15 protein-coding genes are annotated in these 16,308 nt (G+C 71.6%); 6 read left to right on the forward strand and 9 right to left on the reverse strand.

The window, feature by feature from the left end; genetic code table 11:
- The coding region (locus tag ABZ471_RS32730) for an alpha amylase C-terminal domain-containing protein (protein WP_359071539.1) at nt 1–540 on the forward strand (540 nt) is incomplete at its 5' end.
- On the opposite strand, the gene ABZ471_RS32735 is transcribed toward ABZ471_RS32730, so the two are convergent.
- The 4 genes from ABZ471_RS32735 to ABZ471_RS32750 form a co-directional block, all read right to left on the reverse strand.
- Entirely contained in the window at nt 515–2,752 is a 2,238-nt protein-coding gene (locus tag ABZ471_RS32735) for an ATP-dependent DNA helicase (protein ID WP_359071541.1), read from the reverse strand. The genes ABZ471_RS32730 and ABZ471_RS32735 overlap by 26 nt on opposite strands.
- A 169-nt stretch (nt 2,753–2,921) precedes the next feature.
- Nucleotides 2,922–3,254 carry a thioredoxin gene (gene trxA / locus ABZ471_RS32740; protein ID WP_359071542.1) on the reverse strand — a complete coding sequence of 111 codons (333 nt, stop codon included), beginning with the start codon at nt 3,252–3,254 and terminating at the stop codon, nt 2,922–2,924.
- Nucleotides 3,251–3,679 carry a MerR family transcriptional regulator gene (locus ABZ471_RS32745; protein ID WP_359071543.1) on the reverse strand — a complete coding sequence of 143 codons (429 nt, stop codon included), beginning with the start codon at nt 3,677–3,679 and terminating at the stop codon, nt 3,251–3,253. Before ABZ471_RS32745 ends, trxA begins: the two co-directional genes overlap by 4 nt.
- A 29-nt stretch (nt 3,680–3,708) precedes the next feature.
- A complete protein-coding gene (locus ABZ471_RS32750; RefSeq protein ID WP_359071611.1) occupies nt 3,709–4,164 on the reverse strand; it encodes an Lrp/AsnC family transcriptional regulator in 456 nt (151 codons plus the stop codon).
- A gap of 111 nt (nt 4,165–4,275) precedes the next feature.
- Between ABZ471_RS32750 and ABZ471_RS32755 the strand changes: the two genes are divergently transcribed.
- A complete protein-coding gene (locus tag ABZ471_RS32755; RefSeq protein ID WP_359071545.1) occupies nt 4,276–5,187 on the forward strand; it encodes an NAD-dependent epimerase/dehydratase family protein in 912 nt (303 codons plus the stop codon).
- Nucleotide 5,188: 1 nt separating this feature from the next.
- Nucleotides 5,189–6,097 (forward strand): aldo/keto reductase, encoded by a 909-nt coding sequence (locus ABZ471_RS32760; protein ID WP_359071547.1) that lies wholly within the window; start codon nt 5,189–5,191, stop codon nt 6,095–6,097.
- A gap of 101 nt (nt 6,098–6,198) precedes the next feature.
- On the opposite strand, the gene ABZ471_RS32765 is transcribed toward ABZ471_RS32760, so the two are convergent.
- The 3 genes from ABZ471_RS32765 to ABZ471_RS32775 all read right to left on the reverse strand — a co-directional run bounded on the left by ABZ471_RS32765 (nt 6,199) and on the right by ABZ471_RS32775 (nt 10,277).
- Nucleotides 6,199–7,743 carry an ATP-binding protein gene (locus ABZ471_RS32765; RefSeq protein WP_359071548.1) on the reverse strand — a complete coding sequence of 515 codons (1,545 nt, stop codon included), beginning with the start codon at nt 7,741–7,743 and terminating at the stop codon, nt 6,199–6,201.
- A gap of 99 nt (nt 7,744–7,842) precedes the next feature.
- Nucleotides 7,843–8,607, reverse strand: coding sequence for a DUF2127 domain-containing protein (locus tag ABZ471_RS32770; protein WP_359071549.1), 765 nt, complete (start codon nt 8,605–8,607; stop codon nt 7,843–7,845).
- A gap of 251 nt (nt 8,608–8,858) precedes the next feature.
- Nucleotides 8,859–10,277, reverse strand: coding sequence for a cation:dicarboxylase symporter family transporter (locus ABZ471_RS32775; protein WP_359071613.1), 1,419 nt, complete (start codon nt 10,275–10,277; stop codon nt 8,859–8,861).
- A gap of 121 nt (nt 10,278–10,398) precedes the next feature.
- Between ABZ471_RS32775 and ABZ471_RS32780 the strand changes: the two genes are divergently transcribed.
- On the forward strand, nt 10,399–12,012 hold the full coding sequence (locus tag ABZ471_RS32780; protein WP_359071551.1) for a sensor histidine kinase: 1,614 nt from the start codon (nt 10,399–10,401) through the stop codon (nt 12,010–12,012).
- Nucleotides 12,009–12,698: a response regulator gene (locus tag ABZ471_RS32785; RefSeq protein WP_359071552.1), complete on the forward strand. Its 690-nt coding sequence runs from the start codon at nt 12,009–12,011 to the stop codon at nt 12,696–12,698. Before ABZ471_RS32780 ends, ABZ471_RS32785 begins: the two co-directional genes overlap by 4 nt.
- On the opposite strand, the gene ABZ471_RS32790 is transcribed toward ABZ471_RS32785, so the two are convergent.
- Nucleotides 12,583–14,778 carry a tetratricopeptide repeat protein gene (locus tag ABZ471_RS32790; protein ID WP_359071554.1) on the reverse strand — a complete coding sequence of 732 codons (2,196 nt, stop codon included), beginning with the start codon at nt 14,776–14,778 and terminating at the stop codon, nt 12,583–12,585. The two genes, ABZ471_RS32785 and ABZ471_RS32790, sit on opposite strands and share 116 nt — an antisense overlap.
- Nucleotides 14,779–14,830: 52 nt before the next feature.
- Entirely contained in the window at nt 14,831–15,370 is a 540-nt protein-coding gene (locus tag ABZ471_RS32795; protein WP_359071556.1) for a hypothetical protein, read from the reverse strand.
- A gap of 33 nt (nt 15,371–15,403) precedes the next feature.
- Between ABZ471_RS32795 and ABZ471_RS32800 the strand changes: the two genes are divergently transcribed.
- Nucleotides 15,404–16,246 (forward strand): 5'-methylthioadenosine/S-adenosylhomocysteine nucleosidase, encoded by an 843-nt coding sequence (locus ABZ471_RS32800; RefSeq protein ID WP_359071558.1) that lies wholly within the window; start codon nt 15,404–15,406, stop codon nt 16,244–16,246.
- Nucleotides 16,247–16,308: the final 62 nt, after the last annotated feature.

The raw sequence follows: 16,308 nt of genomic DNA on the forward strand, positions 1-16,308 counted from the left end.
GCCTACCTCGGCTTCATGTGGGCCCACCCGGGCAAGCAACTCCTCTTCATGGGGCAGGAGTTCGCGCAGGGCGCCGAATGGTCCGAGACGCACGGCCCCGACTGGTGGCTGCTCGACCCGTCCTACGGCGCCGAGGCCGACCACCGCGGCGTCCGTGACCTGGTCCGCGACCTCAACGCCGGCTATCGCGCCGCTCCGGCCCTGTGGCAGCGCGACACCGACCCGGCGGGCTTCCGGTGGATCACGGGGGACGCGGCGGACGACAACGTCTTCGCGTTCCTGCGCCACGACGCCGACGGGAACCCGCTGCTGGCCGTCACCCACCTGGCCCCGGTGGTCCGCCACGACTACCGGATCGGTGTGCCCGAGGAGGTGCCGGCCTGGCTGGAGACCCTGAACACCGATGCGGCCCGGTACGGCGGCAGCGACGTCGTCCACCCCGACCCGGTCAAGCCGGAGCCGCAGGGGGCGCACGGCCGTCCCGCGAGCATCCGGCTGACCCTGCCCCCGCTGGCTACGGTGTGGTTGCGGCCTGCTTGAGCGCGTCGGGCAGGGCACCGGTGTGCAGGACGCCCAGCCGTTGCGTGGCCCGGGTCAGGGCCACGTACAGGTCGCTCGTGCCGTAGCGGGCCGGCTCCACGACCAGTACCGAGTCGAATTCCAGCCCCTTCGACTGACGGGGGTCCAGGAGTACGACGGTCCGCGTCAGGTCCGGCTCCGCGCCCGCCGTCACCCCGTCCAGCCGTGCGGCCAGCTTGCGGTGCAGGTGGCGCGGGGCGATGACCGCGAGCCGGCCCTCGGCGGGCGTCAACTCCCCGACCGCCTCGGCGACGGCGCCGGGCAGGTCGTCGGTGGCGCGCACCCAGGGCCGCACGCCCGTGGATCGGACCGAGCTGGGCGGTTCGAAGCCGGGGTTCTCGGCGCGGACGACGGCTGCCGCGAGTTCCATGATCTCCGCCGGCGTGCGGTAGTTGACGCCGAGACGCGTGTGCTCCCAGCGGTCCTCGACGTACGGCTGAAGGATCTTCGACCACGAGCCGACGCCCGCCGCCTCCGCCGTCTGCGCCGGATCGCCGACCAGGGTCATCGAGCGGGTCGGGCTGCGCCGCATGAGCAGCCGCCAGGCCATCGGCGACAGCTCCTGCGCCTCGTCCACGATGATGTGGCCGAAGGCCCAGGTCCGGTCGGCCGCGGCCCGCTCGGCCGCGCTGCGGTGGTCCGCCTCCTCGTGCCGCTCGGCGAACCGCTCGGCGTCGATGATGTCGTGTGCGGACAGGACCTCCGAGCCCTCCGGGTCGCTCTCCTCCTTGTCCTCGAACTCGTAGGTGCGGGAGGCGTAGGAGACGTCGAGAACGCCCTGTGCGAACGCCACCTGTGTCTCCCGCTCCTGCTCCGCCCGCGCCCGCGCCACCCGCTCGTCCACGCCGAGCAGTTCGGCCGCCTCGTCCAGCAGCGGTACGTCCGCCACGGTCCACGCCCGCGTCACCGGGCGGTGGATGGCTGCCGCGTCGTCGTCGGAGACGTAGCCCACGGGGTCGGCGAGGAAGTCCGCGACCAGGCGCTGCGGCGTCAGGCGTGGCCACAACTGGTCGACGGCGGCCGAGACCTCGGGGTTCTCGGCCAGCTCGTCGCGGATCTGGGTGACGTCCGAGGCGTCCAGCAGGCTGCTGCCGTCGTACGGGTCGGTCCCCACGCGTTCGGCGTACAGCTCGGTGAGCGTGTTGAGGATGTGGCCCTCGAAGTGCTCGCGGGCCACGTTGTGCGGCAGTCCGGCGGCGCGGGTGCGCTCGCGGGCCACCTTCACCAGGCCGTCGTCGAGCATCAGGATCTCGCGGTCGTGCTCGATCGCGATCACCGGATCGGGCAGCGACTGCCAGTCGCGTACGACGTCGGCGAGTACGTCCGCCATCTCGGCGCGGCCCTTCACGGCGGCCGCCTCCCGGCTGTCGGACGCCGTGGCCTTCACCCCGGGGAACAGCTCGCCGACCGTGGCCAGCAGCACTCCGGTCTCGCCGAGCGAGGGCAGCACCTCGCCGATGTAGCCGAGGAAGGCCGGGTTCGGGCCGACGATCAGCACGGCCCGTCGGGCCAGCAGCTCACGGTGTTCGTAGAGGAGATAGGCCGCCCGGTGCAGGGCCACCGCCGTCTTGCCGGTGCCGGGACCGCCCTCGACGACCATCACCCCGCGGTGCGGCGCCCGGATGATGCGGTCCTGGTCGGCCTGAATGGTCTGCACGATGTCGCTCATGCGGCCGGTGCGGGCCGAGTTGAGGGCGGCCAGCAGGACGGCGTCCCCGGTGGGGTCCTCGTGTCCGGTGCGGGTGGCGTCGCCGAGGTCGAGGATCTCGTCGTGCAGGGAGGTGACGGTCCGGCCCTGGGTGGAGATGTGCCGGCGGCGGCGCAGGCCCATCGGGGTGTGACCGGTGGCGAGGTAGAAGGGGCGGGCGACGTCGGCCCGCCAGTCGATGAGGACCGGTGTGCGCTCGGCGTCGTCCTCGCGCAGCCCGATCCGGCCGATGTGGTGGACCGCACCGTCGGCGAGGTCGATCCGGCCGAAGCAGAGCGAGCCGTCGACGGCGTTCAGCGCGGCGAGCAGCCCGGAGCGCTCGGCGACCAGGATGTCCCGCTCCAGCCGGGCCTGCATGGGCTTGTCGCCCTGGGCGAGCGCGTCCGCGACCGAGGTCTGGGCCTCGCCGCGCAGCACGTCCGCGCGCGCGTACAGTCCGTCGATGAATTCCTGCTCGTGCTGCAATTCATCGTCTGGAAAATCGCTGTTTGACAATTCCGCTCCCGCCCGGATATACTGTGCTCAGTGAGTTTCTCCGTGACTTCCCCTCATGGAAGTCACGAATCACTGAATATACGCAGAGAAATCCCCCGAGCGCAATTGCTCAGGGGATTTTTTCGTGGGCGCCTCTGCTTTACAGCACGTCGGCCAGCTCTTCCATCAGCCGCCGCTTGGGCCGCGCGCCCACCATCGACCGCACCGGCTCACCGTCCTGGAAGACCATGAGGGTCGGTGTGGACAGCACGCCGTAGGAGACCGTCGTCTCCGGATTGCGGTCCACGTCCAGCTGGACGATCTTCAGCCGGTCGCCCTCCTCGAAGGCGATGTCCTTCAGTACCGGCGCCAGCTGCCGGCACGGCCCGCACCAGTCGGCCGTGAACTGCACCAGGACCGGAAGGTCCGCGCCGAGCACCTCCGCCTCGAAGTCCGCGTCCGTCACCTCGGCCAGTCCGCTCACCAAGCTCACCGTGTCAGCCCTCCCAGCTCGCACACGGGTTCCGGACCACCCGGAACCTGCGCGTCGGCGGCCAGCTCGTCCCGGGCCCGCTCGGCCCGCCGCAGCTGCCCCGCGACCGTCTCCCGCACGGCTTGGAGCTGCCCGATGAGCGCGTCCAGCTCCTCCAGCTTGTGCCGGTAGACGACGAGCGAGGCCGGGCAGGAATCGCCCTCCGGGTGCCCGGCGCGCAGGCACTCCACGAACGGCCGCGTCTCCTCCAGGTCGAACCCGAAGTCCTGCAGTGTCCGGATCTGCTGGAGCAGCCTGACGTCGCCCTCGTCGTACGTGCGGTGTCCCTTGTCGTCGCGCCGGGCGGGCAGCAGCCCCCGTGCCTCGTAGTAGCGCAGGGTGCGGGTGGTGGTCCCGGCCCGTGCGGCCAGCTCGCCGATTCGCATGTCCACGACCGTAGGCGTTGACGTCGGCGTCAAGGCAAGACGGGCGGCAGAAGCGGCTTCCGGGGCACCGGCGAGGTCAGCACGATCGAGGTCGTCGTACGGCCCAGTGCCGAGGTCTGCTCCAGGACCTCCTCCAGGTGCACGGTGTCGGTGACGGCGGCCTTGAGGATCCAGCAGTCCTCGCCGACCACGTGGTGCACCTCCGTGATCTCCGGGCGGTCGATCAGCTCCAGGGTCCTCGGGTGCTTGAGTGTGTAGCCGCCGTGCGGGTTGACCCGGATGAAGGCCTGGATGCCGTAGCCGAGGCGGGCGGGCGCGACCTGGGCGCCGTACCCCTCGACCACCCCGGCCGCCTCCAGCCGGCGCACCCGCTCGGCCACGGCGGCCGGGCTCAGGCTGACCCGTCGCCCCAGCTCGCTGAGCCTGATCCGCCCGTCGGTCTGCAGGAGGTGCAGGAGCTGCCGGTCCACCGCGTCGAAGACCACTGGTGTTTCGTTGGCGACGGCCCGCAGATGCCGTGGTTCTTTCGGTGCGGTACCCGTATCTCCCATGTCTCCCCCTTCAGGAACGGATGTGACGCCCGGAGAATTATGGTCATGCGAAAGGCACGAGAGGTACTGGTCATCGGCGGCAACCGCTATTTCGGCAAGCGGCTGATCGGGCGGCTGGTGGCGGCCGGCGACCGGGTTACGGTCCTGAATCGGGGTTCGTCCCCTCCGCCGCCGGGTGTGCTGCATCTGGTGGCCGACCGCGACGACGAAAGGGCCCTGCGCGAGGCCGTCGGTACCCGGGTGTTCGACGTCGTCCTCGACCAGGTCTGCTACACCCCGCGCCAGGCGGCGATCGCCCGCCGTGTCCTCGCGGGGCGCACCGGCCGCTATGTGATGACCTCGACGGTGGAGGTCTACGAGCACGAGGACTCGGAACTGCTCGTACCGGAGGGCGCGGTGGACCCGCACACGGTCGCCGTCGACCTCGAACTCCCCTGGACCGACCCGGAGTTCCTCGACACCCACTACGGCGAGGGCAAGCGGCAGGCGGAGGCGGTGTTCACCGCGGACCCCGCGCTCCCGTACGTGTCCGTCCGGGTGGCCCATGTCCTGGGCGGCGACGACGACTTCACGGGCCGTCTCCAGCACTACGCCGACCGTATCCGCACCGGCGCCCCCATCGCCGTAGCGCCGGTCACGCACCCGGCGACGTACATCCACGTCGAGGAGATCGCCGACTTCCTGTTCTGGGCGGCCGGCGAGGACTTCACGGGCCCGGTGAACGCCGCCTCCGACGGCCTGCTGACGCTGGACGACCTGTGTACGGCGGTGGCGGCGCAGCTCCCCGAGGGGAGGCCGGTGTTCGGGGTGACCGGGTCCGCCGAGGTCTCCCCCTTCGCCTTCCGCCGTCGCTACGGCATGGACAACTCCCGGGCCGCACGGCTCGGTTTCGCCTTCGGTGACGTACGGCAGTGGCTGCCGAGGGCCGTCGCCGAGACGCTCGGAAAGGACGACTGACGTGCGTCACCGCATGCTGGGCGGGGTCCGGGTGAGCGCGGTCGGGCTCGGGGCCATGCCGCTGTCGATCGAGGGCCGGCCGGACGAGGCGCGCGCCCTGGCCACGGTGCACGCGGCCCTGGACGCGGGCGTGACCCTGCTGGACACGGCCGACTCCTACCACCTGCCGGGCCAGGACCCCGGCCACAACGAACTCCTCCTCGCCCGCGCCCTCGCGGCCTACGGCGGCGACACCGACGACGTGCTGGTGACCACCAAGGGCGGCCGGGGCCGCCCGGCCGACGGCAGCTGGACGGTGACCGGCTCGCCCCGGCATCTCAAGGCGGCCGCCGAGGCCTCCCTGAAGCGGCTCGGTGTTGAGGCGATCGGCCTGTACCAGCTGCACAAGCCCGACCCGGACGTGCCCTTCGAGGAGTCCGTCGGCGCCCTGCGCGAGCTGCTCGACGCGGGCCTGATCCGCCTGGCGGGCCTCTCCAACGTGACCACGGACCAGATCCACCGCGCCCGCGCGATCCTCGGCGACCGGCTGGTGTCGGTCCAGAACCGCTACTCCCCCGAGGCCCGCGCCGGCGAAGCCGAGCTGCGGCTCTGCGCGGAGCTGGGCCTCGCGTTCCTGCCCTGGAGCCCGCTGGGCGGGATCTCACGCAGCTCGCTGGACGGGCCGTCGGGGGCGGCGGACGGCACGCAACGGTTCGCCGCGTTCCACGACGTGGCGAGGGAGCGCGGGGTGAGCCCTCAGCAGGTGTGCCTGGCCTGGCTGTTGACGCGCTCCCCGGCCGTGATTCCGATCCCGGGCGCGAGCCGTCCGGAGACCGCCCGGGATTCGGCGGGCGCGGCGGAGCTGGTGCTGAGCCCGGGGGAAGTGGCCCGGTTGGACGGGGCGCGGCTCACGCCTCGGAGCCGTTCCTGATCCGCCGAGCAGTCGCGCCTATGGCCGTCTTACCCATGTTCCCCGTTATCCGTAGTGAAGGACTGGTGCCCCAAGATCCAATCATGGGGCACCCCACGGTCCTAGAAATCCTCCTCGTCCACCCCCGCCGCCCCCTCACCCTCGCCCCGCACCCCGAGCAGCCGTCGGGTCAGTGCGTCGCGGTCGGAGAGGAGTTCGTCCAGGGCGGCGCGTACGTCCTCCGGCTCCGTGTGCGGGGACTCGCGTTCCGCCGCGATCAGGACGGAGCGGCGTACGAGTTCCTTGGTGAAGGACGCCGTCGTGCCCTCGGTGCGGGTGACCACCTCGTCGGCGGTCTCCTTGCCCAGGTCGAGCCCGGATCCGTAGAGGGAGAGGAGGCGGGCGCGGCCCTCGGTGTCCGGGAGGGGGATCTCTACGGCGAGGTCGACGCGTCCGGGGCGCTGCGCGAGGGCCGGTTCGAGGAGGTCGGCGCGGTTGGTGGTCAGAAGGAACGCGACGTCTGCGTCGTCGCCGAGGCCGTCCATCTCGTTCAGGACCTGGAAGAGCAGGGGCTGCTCGCCGCCGCCGTAGTCCCGGGCCTCGGCGATCAGGTCGCAGTCCTCCAGGACGACGAGCGCGGGCTGGAGCATCCGGGCGAGTGCGCAGGCGGGACCGACGGCCTCGATGCCGGTGCCGGAGAGGATGACGGCCGTGAACTCCGGGAGGTGGGAGAGCAGGTAGCGGATGGTGTGGGTCTTGCCGGTGCCGGGAGGGCCGTAGAGGAGGAGGCCGCGGCGCAGGTGCTGGCCGGCCGCACGGAGCTGTTCGCGGCGCCGGGCCACGCCCACCACCTGGCGTTCCACCCGGTCCAGCAGGCCCGCCGGAAGCACGATGTCCTCGCGGGTGATGCCGGGGCGGCGGTGGAAGCGGAACGGGCCCAGGCCGTGGCCGAACTCCGAGCCCTCGAAGGAGAGGACCTGGCCGCGGAAGACGTTGTGCTCGCGCACGAGGGCGTCGATCTGGGCGAGCAGCCGGTCCGCGAACTCCTTCTCCTGGGCGAGGACCTCGATCTCGACCTTGTTGCGCCCGTACTCGTCGGCCGGCCCCCGCAGCAGGATCGCGAACCGTTCCTCGCCCTCCGCGCCGAGGTAGAACCCGCAGGAGACGCAGGCCAGTTCCTCGTCGGGCGAGATGGGCAGGTGGGCGTAGTCGACCGCGCCGATCACGAACCGGTCGTAGCGGTCGGCGGATTCGAGGATGTCGCCGAGGGTGAGGTCACCGTGGTGCTGGGCGCCCCGCATGCCGACCAGCTCGTAGGAGCGGCCCTCGGCGGCGAACCAGCGCTCCAGGGCGAGGTGGACGTTGGGCAGGTCGTAGGGCGGGTACGCGGCCTTCACCACCGGGCGGTCCGTGGGGGCCGTGCCCAGGTGGTCCCGCAGCCTCTTGGTGAGATCGCGACTGCCGCCCCGCTCCGTGCGCCGGGGCCGGGCCACCGCCATGAGGAACTGGTGGAACAGCCCGTTGATCTGCTCGATCGACAACGGCGAGGGATCCCGTTCCGCCCCGTACCTGCGCTCGTACTCGGACGAGCTGAGGATCTCCAGTCCGCCCGGTTCCCCGAAGTCCGGCTCCTCGGAGTCCGTCTCCCCCATGTCCCTCTCTCCCATGTCCGCCTCCCTGCGTTCGACCGGTCACGTCGAGGCTTCCAGCCTGGGGCCGAACGCAGGGGCGGGTCAAAGGAATTGGGGCGGGGCACGGGGCGCGGCCTAGACGACGACGCCCGCCGACTCCTCCACCTCCATCAGGGAAGCGCTGTGCCGCTCCTCCTCGAACTTCCTGCGCCCGCCGCGCAGCCCGAACAGCCTCTTGGTCAGGGCGATGTAGAGCACCGCGAGGATGTTGAGGACGAGGGTGGCGATCTTCAACCAGCTGATGTGCTCGGTGAGTTCGTAGATCTCCAGCGGAAGGAAGGCGGCGGTGGCGACCACGGTCAGGTACTCCGCCCAGCGCTTGGCGTACCAGAGGCCGACCGCCTCGATCAGCTCGATCAGCGCGTAGGCCAGCAGCAGCGCCGCGACCAGCAGCAGCGTGGAGTGCTTGTAGCCGAAGGCGTTCTGGATGGAGCCGACGACCGGGGAGTGGTCGAGGTCGTAGTGGAAGTGTCTGAAGACCGGACGGAAGACGTCCAGGTACTCGTTGAAGAGCCGGCGCACCGCGTCCTGGCTGTTGCTGAACTTCCAGACGGCCACCGCGACCAGGACGATGAACACGCCGCGCACGGCCCGCTCGACGGCCAGGAAGCGCAGGATGAACAGGTCCCGCAGCACCTTGCCGCGTGGCACGAGTGGCGCCTCGTCGGCGGGTCCCGAGCCGTGCGGCTCGCCGAGCGCGAAGTCTCCGCAGCGCAGGCAGCGCCAGGCGTCCCCGAGCGCGGTCTCGGCGTGCAGCCGTACCCGCAGTCGGGGGTCGTCCGGCGCGTAGGTCACATGGCCCTTGCGCGCGCAGGTCCGCCGGTCCCAGTCGATCTTCATCCCCCGTGCCTCCGTACGGTGTTCGGGAACGAGCAGCAACGTGCCGTTCCGGTTGATCCGGAACGGCACGCTAGTGGATGCGGGTGAGGAGCGGGCGTGAGGGTCGGCGGTGAGCGGGGAGTCGTAGGGGGTTCCCCGCAAAAGGGAGACCGGGCGGCTGAGTGAACGGGGGAGACTCAGCCGCCCGGCGTGGTGACCGGACGCCCGGCCCGGGTTCAGGCGGGGCCGGACGTCCGGGGCTTTCCCTTGGGTCAGGCCTTGGCCAGCTCCTTCTCGCCGTCCTCACGGGGCTCGGGAAGGTCGGTGGTCGCGGCCTCGTGCTCGTCCAGCAGCGTCGTCTCGTCGAACGGCAGCTCACCGGCGAGGACCTGCCTGACCCGGCCCTTGTCGATCTCCTTCGTCCAGGTGCCGACCAGCACGGTCGCCACCGCGTTGCCCGCGAAGTTGGTCAGGGCACGCGCCTCGCTCATGAAGCGGTCGATGCCGACGATCAGGCCGACGCCGTCGACCAGCGCGGGCTTGTGCGACTGGAGACCGCCGGCCAGGGTGGCGAGACCGGCGCCGCTGACGCCCGCCGCGCCCTTGGAGGCCAGCAGCAGGAAGAGCAGCAGCGGGATCTGCTCGCCGACCGACATCGGCGTGCCCAGGGCATCCGCGATGTACAGCGACGCCATGGTCATGTAGATCATCGTGCCGTCGAGGTTGAAGGAGTAGCCGGTCGGCACGGTGATGCCGACGACCGGCTTGCTGACGCCCAGGTGCTCCATCTTCGCGATCAGCCGCGGCAGCGCGGACTCGGAGGACGAGGTCGACAGGATCAGCAGGAACTCGCGGGCGAGGTACTTGAACAGCGAGAAGATGTTCAGCCCCGCGACGATGCGCAGCAGCGTACCGAGCACGATGAAGACGAACAGGACGCAGGTGACGTAGAAGCCGAGCATCAGCACGGCGAGGCTGCGCAGCGCGTCCAGACCGGCGGATCCCACGACGGCCGCGATGGCACCGAAGGCACCGATCGGCGCAGCCCACATGACCATGGACAGGATGCGGAAGACGAGCCGCTGGATGTGCTCGATGCCGCGCAGCACCGGCTGTCCGACCGACCCCATGGCCTGGAGAGCGAACCCGGCGAGCAGCGCTACCAGCAGGGTCTGGAGCACCTGGCCCTCGGTGAACGCGGACACGAAGGTCGTCGGGATGATCGACAGGACGAAGTCGACCGGCGGCAGCGCGTCGGGAGACACCTGGCCGTGGCCGGTCGCCTTGATGGCGTCGGTGATGTGCAGCCCGTCACCCGGGTGCAGCACATTGCCTACGACGAGACCGATGGCGAGGGCGACGAGCGACATCACGAGGAAGTAGCCGAGCGCGATACCGCCGACGGCGCCGACCTTCGCGGCCTTGCGTACGGACCCGATCCCGAGCACGATCGTGCAGAAGATGATCGGCGAGATCATCATCTTGATCAGGCTCACGAAGCCGGTGCCCAGCGGCTTCAGCTCGACTCCCGCGTCGGGCCAGATGAGCCCCACCGCGATACCGAGCACGACCGCCACGATGACCGCGATGTACAGGTAATGGGTCCGGTCCCGCTTCACGCGGGGTACGGCAGGTGCCCTATCGGGGGAACTGGCGGCCACGGCTGCCCTCCTTGACGTCTTCGTCGGCATCACCGGCGTGCGGCTCACGTCCGGGGGTTGTGGGGGATGCCGTGACTATCTCCCGGTCTGTGAGGGCGGTCACCCTTCCGTTCATTTAGTTCATGCTTAACCCGAGGGGCACACTGCTGACATGCGCTTCCCGTCACTCCCCCGCAGCCTGGCCGGCCAGCTCTTCGCCATGCAGGCCGTGCTGATCGCGGTGGTCGTGGCCGGGTACGCGCTGTTCACCTACGTCAGCGACACACGGCAGGCCGAGGACGCGGCGGCCCGCCATGCCACGGCGGTGGCCCGCTCGATCGCGGACTCCCCCTCCGTCCGCGCGGCGATCCACACCCCCGATCCGACCAAGGATCTCCAGCCCTACGCCATGCAGGTCATGCGGGACGCGGACGTCGACTTCGTGACGATCATGAACCCGTCCGGCATCCGCTGGACCCACCCCGACGAGAAGCAGATCGGCAGGCACTTCCTCGGCCGCATCGGGCCCGCCCAGCACGGCCACACCTTCACCGAGACCTACACCGGCACCCTCGGCGCGTCCGTGCGCGCGGTCACCCCGGTGGAGGAGAACGGCCGGGTCGTCGGCCTGGTAAGCGCCGGCATCAAGGTCGAGGCGATCAGCGAGCGGGTCCAGGACCAGGTCACGGCCCTGCTCGGGGTGGCCGGCGGTGCACTCCTGCTGGGTGCGGTGGGCACGTACGTGATCAACGCCCGCCTCCGCCGCCACACCCACGGCATGAACGCCGGCGAGCTGAGCCGGATGCACGACTACCACCAGGCGGCGCTGCACGCGGTCCGCGAGGGGCTGCTGATGCTGGACGGTCAGTACCGGGTGGCGCTGATCAACGACGGCGGCCGGGAGCTGCTCGGGGTGGGCGAGGAGGAGGACGCCATCGGCAGGTCGGTGGCGGACCTCGGCCTGCCGGCACCGCTGACCGGGGCGCTGCTGGCGTCGGAGCCGCGCGTGGACGAGGTGCACCTGACGGCGTCCCGGGTGCTGGTCGTGAACACCTCACCGGTGTCGGGAGGAGAGCGCCGGGGCACGGTGGTGACCCTGCGCGATGTGACCGAACTCCAGTCCCTGATGGGTGAGTTGGACTCGGAGCGCGGCTTCACTCAGGCCCTTCGCTCCCAGGCGCACGAGGCGGCGAACCGCCTCCACACGGTGGTCTCGCTGATCGAGCTGGGCCGGGCGCAGGAGGCGGTGGACTTCGCGACGGCGGAACTGGAACTGGCCCAGACGCTCACGGACCAGGTGGTGGCGGCGGTCGGCGAGCCGGTGCTGGCCGCCCTGCTGCTGGGCAAGACGGCACAGGCGAACGAGCGGGGCGTGGAGCTGGTGATGTCGGCGGACAGCCGGCTGGACGACGGACTGCTGCCGCCCGAGCTCTCCGCTCGGGACCTGGTGACGGTTCTCGGCAACCTGATCGACAACGCGGTGGACGCGGCGCAGGGCAGTGCGGGAGCGCGGGTGACCGTGACGGCGTACGCGTCGGACGCCGAACTGGTGCTGCGTGTGTCCGACACGGGGCCCGGTGTCGACCCCGCCCATGCCGACCTGGTATTCCAACGAGGGTTCTCGACGAAACCGGCCGGACCCGGCGGGCGGGGCCTGGGCCTGGCCCTGGTCCGGCAGGCGGTCACCCGGCTCGGCGGGACGTTGACGGTGGCGGAGTCCGAGGAGGGCGGAGCGGTGTTCGAGGTGCGGTTGCCGTTGCGCACACCGGTGGGTGGCAGCAGATGACGAACGAGCAGCAGCCCATCCGCGTCCTCGTCGTCGAGGACGACCCGGTGGCCGCCGACGCGCATGTGATGTACGTCGGGCGGGTGCCGGGATTCGTGGCGGTCGGCAAGGCGCACACGGGCGCGGAGGCACGTCGCATCCTGGACCGTACGCCCGTCGATCTGCTGCTCCTGGACCTCCACCTGCCGGATGTGCACGGGCTCCAGTTCGCGCGGTCGCTGCGGGCGGCCGGGTATCACGCGGACGTGATAGCGGTGACGTCGGCGCGGGATCTGGCCGTGGTCCGGGAGGGCGTCTCGCTGGGCGTCGTCCAGTACGTGCTGAAGCCGTTCACGTTCGCGACGCTGCGGGACCGGCTGGTGCGGTACGCCGAGTTCCACGCGGCGGTCGGCGAGGCGAGCGGCCAGGACGAGGTGGACCGGGCGTTGGCGGTGCTGCGGGCGCCTTCGCCTGCGGCGCTGCCGAAGGGGTTGAGCGCGCCGACGCTGGAGCGGGTCACCGTGGCCCTGCGCGGCGCCGCGGGCGGCCTCACGGCGACCGGTGTCGCCGAGGCCGTCGGCATCTCGCGCATCACGGCTCGCCGGTATCTGGAGCACCTGGTGGATGCCGGGCGGGCGGCCCGGAGCCCGCAGTACGGGACGGTGGGGCGGCCGGAGCTGCAGTACCGCTGGGTGAAGGGGCAGTGATCCGGGCCGCGCGCCGGGCCTGGGCGGCGTCCCGGGCGGAGCCCGCGCGTTCGTAGGCCTCGGCGGCGCGCAGCCAGTGGGTGCGGGCCCGCGCCGGGTCGCCCGTGGTGTCGTGGACGAGGGCAAGGGCGGACAGGGTCTGCCCGGCCCCGTGCCAGTCCTCGAACTCCTCGCAGATCGCCAGCCCCTCGAGGCAGGCGCCGACGGCCTCCCGGGGCTTCCCGGCCGCGTTGAGCACGAGTCCGTAGGTGTGCCAGGCGCGGCCCTCGCGCGGCCGGTCGCCCGTCTCCCGGAAGAGGTCCAGTGCCCGGCGCAGCGCGTCGAGCGCTTCCTGCACCCGGACGGCCTTGCGGTGTATCAGCGCGAGGTTGTTCCAGGCAGCGGCCTCGCCGTGCCGGTCTCCGGTGCGCCGGAACAGGGCGAGCGCGTGCCGGGAGGCGGCGACGGCCGCGTCCACGTCACCGACGTCCCCGAGTACGGCGCCCAGGTTGGCCACGGCCATGGCCCTGCCGTGCTCGTGCCCCACGGCGTCGTACAGCGCCAGGGCCCGCCGGGTCGCCGCGAAGGCTTCCCGCAGACGGCCGCTCCCGCGCAGCGCGACCCCCGTCCGGTTCCAGGCCTCGGCCTCGCGGCCCGCGTCGCCCGCGCGGTGCGCGGCGGCCTGGGCGGCCCGGGACACGCCGGCTCCGTCGTCGAAGTACCGCCGCCACTGGAGGTACTCACCCAGCGCAGCGGCAAGAGCGGTCGCGTCGTCCGCGAGGTGCTCGTCCGTGGCCCACCGCGTCGCGGCCACCAGGTTCGTCCGCTCCTCGTCCAGCCAGTCGAGCGCCTCCTCACGGTCGCGGAACGGTCCGGACACCGCGTCCCGGGCCCAGGGGCGCAGCGACGCGTCGGCGGCCTCGGCCCGCCGCAGGTAGAAGGCCAGCACCCGCCTCCTGCCCGCCGCACGCTCCACCGCGGTCGCCTCCCCTGCCGCGTACTCCCGGACGAGGTCGTGCAACCGCCAGCGCCCCCGCCGGCCACCCGGCTCGACCAGGTGGGCGCGTTCCAGTGCGGTGAGGAAGGCCGGAGTGCCGGGCTCGTCGCCCAGCAGAGCGGTGAGGGCGTCGAGGCCCGACTCCGTGCCCGGCATGAGCGCGAGAAGGCGCAGCAGCCGCGCCTGAGCGTCTTGCAGGCGCCGGTACGACAACTCGAACGCGGCCCGCACGCTGCGCTCCCCGTCGTCCAGGTGGTCGACCCGGCTGCGGCAGTCGTCCAGTTCGGCGACGAGTTCGTGGACGGGACGCGTCGGAGCCGCCGCCAGCAGAGCCGAGGCGATCTGGAGGGCGAGCGGCAGATGGCCGCACAGGCCGGCGAGCCGGGCGGCCGGCTCCGGGTCGTCGGCGATGCGCCCGTCGGCGGGGTCGGCCGCGCGCAGGGCCTGGTCGAGGAGATCGCGGGAGGCGTCCGGCGGCAGTTCCGCGACGGAGAGGAGGCGGGCGCCGAGGGACGGGAGACGGTGCCGGGAGGTGGTCAGCACCCGGTGTCCGGGGCAGCCGGGCAGGAGCGGCCGGACCTGCCCGGCCGAGGAGGCGTTGTCGGCGAACAGGAGGACGGGACCCCGGTCCCGGGCGATCCCGGCGAGCACGCTGCGGTACAGCGCACCACGCTCCTCGGCGGTGCCGGGAACGTGGACGGGCGTCACGCCGAGCGCGCGGAGGAGGGCCTGGAGGGCCAGGTCGGCCGTGACCGGTGTGTCGTCGTACCCGTGCAGATCGACGAAGAGCGTCCCACCCGGGAACCAGCCCCGCGCACAGGCCCGGTGTGCCGCCTCCAACGCGAGCGTGGTCTTGCCGATGCCGCCGAGGCCGGAGAGGGCGGCGACGGGCGCGGTGGGGTCGGGGGCGGTGGGGTCGAGGGCTGTGAGGAGGGCGCGCAGTTCGGGCTCACGGCCGGTGAAGCCGGGCGGCCGGGCCGGGAGGGACGCGAGGGCGGTGGGGGCAGAGCCGTACTGATGCTGGTGATGCTCCGTCTTGCCGATGACCGGCCCGCGGAAGACCGCGCCCCCGAAATCGACATGGTCCCCGAACTCACCGCGCATCGCGCCGCCCGGCCCTCCTCATCGCTCGCCGCACTCCACCGTACGCCGCCCGTCACGCTGATCCGAGGTACCCCGCGTACCACACGACCTGCACGCCGAGCCCGACCATGGCCAGAGCCTCGACGACGGACACCGCGAGCAGCCCGACACCTTGGTGACCTGCGGTCCAGTAGACAGTGAGCCCGGCGAGCGGGACCAGGCAGAAGGCGAGCAGATCGACGAAGCACTGAACGGCCTTGCGGGAACGGCGGCGGTGGTCGGTGCGATGCGCGCTCTCCCAGGTGAACGCCTCTTCGGCGCCTGCGATCCGGCCGAGCTTCGGGCCCAGGTCGTCGCGTACGTAGGTGCCGATGGCCGAGATCTTCTGGTCGTTGACGAGATACGTCCACCCGAGCACCACGCAGACGGGCGGGAGCGCGAGCAGCATCGCCGCCTGTTTGGCCTGCGCCGCGGCGGCGATCACGGCGGCCACCACCGTGAGGGTGACATACAGCAGATTGTCCCGGAACCCGATCCGCGTCTTCTGCTCGTCCTTGATCGTCTGGTACTCGGTGAGCAGCAACTGCCCTACCGTAACGTCCCGTTCCACCACTCGTGCCCCTTCCCCCGGCAGTACCTTAAGAGTGTGCCGCAGACGAAGCCGACTGTTCTGATCCTGACCGCACTGGCGCTGGAATACACGGCCGTGCGCCCTCACGTCGAGGACCGCGAGGAACGCGTCCACCCCAAAGGAACCCGTGTCGAGATCGGCAGGCTGCCCGGCAGCCCCTGGCAGGTCGCGGTCAGTGAGTTGGGGGTGGGCGCCGAGCGTGCCGCAGCACTCGCGACGCAGCTCATCGAGTGGCTGCATCCACAGGCTGTGTTCTTCGTGGGGGTGGCCGGCAGCCTGAAGGACGACATCGGCATCGGTGACGTCGTGGTCGGCACCCAGGTGTACGAGATCCACAGCGGCAAGCAGACGGACGAAGGCTTCAAGGTTCGCCCCAAGGCCCTGCCCAGCTCCCACGCGCTGGAGCAGGCGGCCCGGTCGGCGGCGCGGGACCTGGAGAGCGTGGAGGTGCACTTCGCGCCGATCGCGACTGGTGACGTGGTGCTGGCCGATTCCGAGTCCGACATCGCGCGGCACATCGAGTCGCACTACAACAACGCCGGGGCGATCGAGATGGAGGGATCGGGCGCGGCCAACGCGGCCCACTTCAGCGGACAGTTGGACGCCCTCGTCATCCGAGGCATCAGCGACCGCGCGGACGAGAACAAGCGCAAGGCCGACGCCGGCGGCTCACAGAAGCGGGCGGCGGCACAGGCGGCGTCCGTGGCGGTGGCGGTGCTGCGCAAGCACCTGCCTCGCGACGGTGGTTCCGACGGCTCCGAGGAGGGTCCCCAAGCGGGTTCCGGGGGCGATCGCGTCGATTTCCGGGGCGGGACCTTCTACGGCCCCGTCATCGGGAAGCAGGTCGGAGGCCGGTAAGGGCACGATCCACGGCCCGGTCCCCCGCGCGACCGCCACCCTGCCGCCCCGCCCGCTGGGCT

Origin of the sequence: Streptomyces sp. NPDC005728, assembly GCF_040630895.1 — a bacterium.
GTDB lineage: Bacteria > Actinomycetota > Actinomycetes > Streptomycetales > Streptomycetaceae > Streptomyces.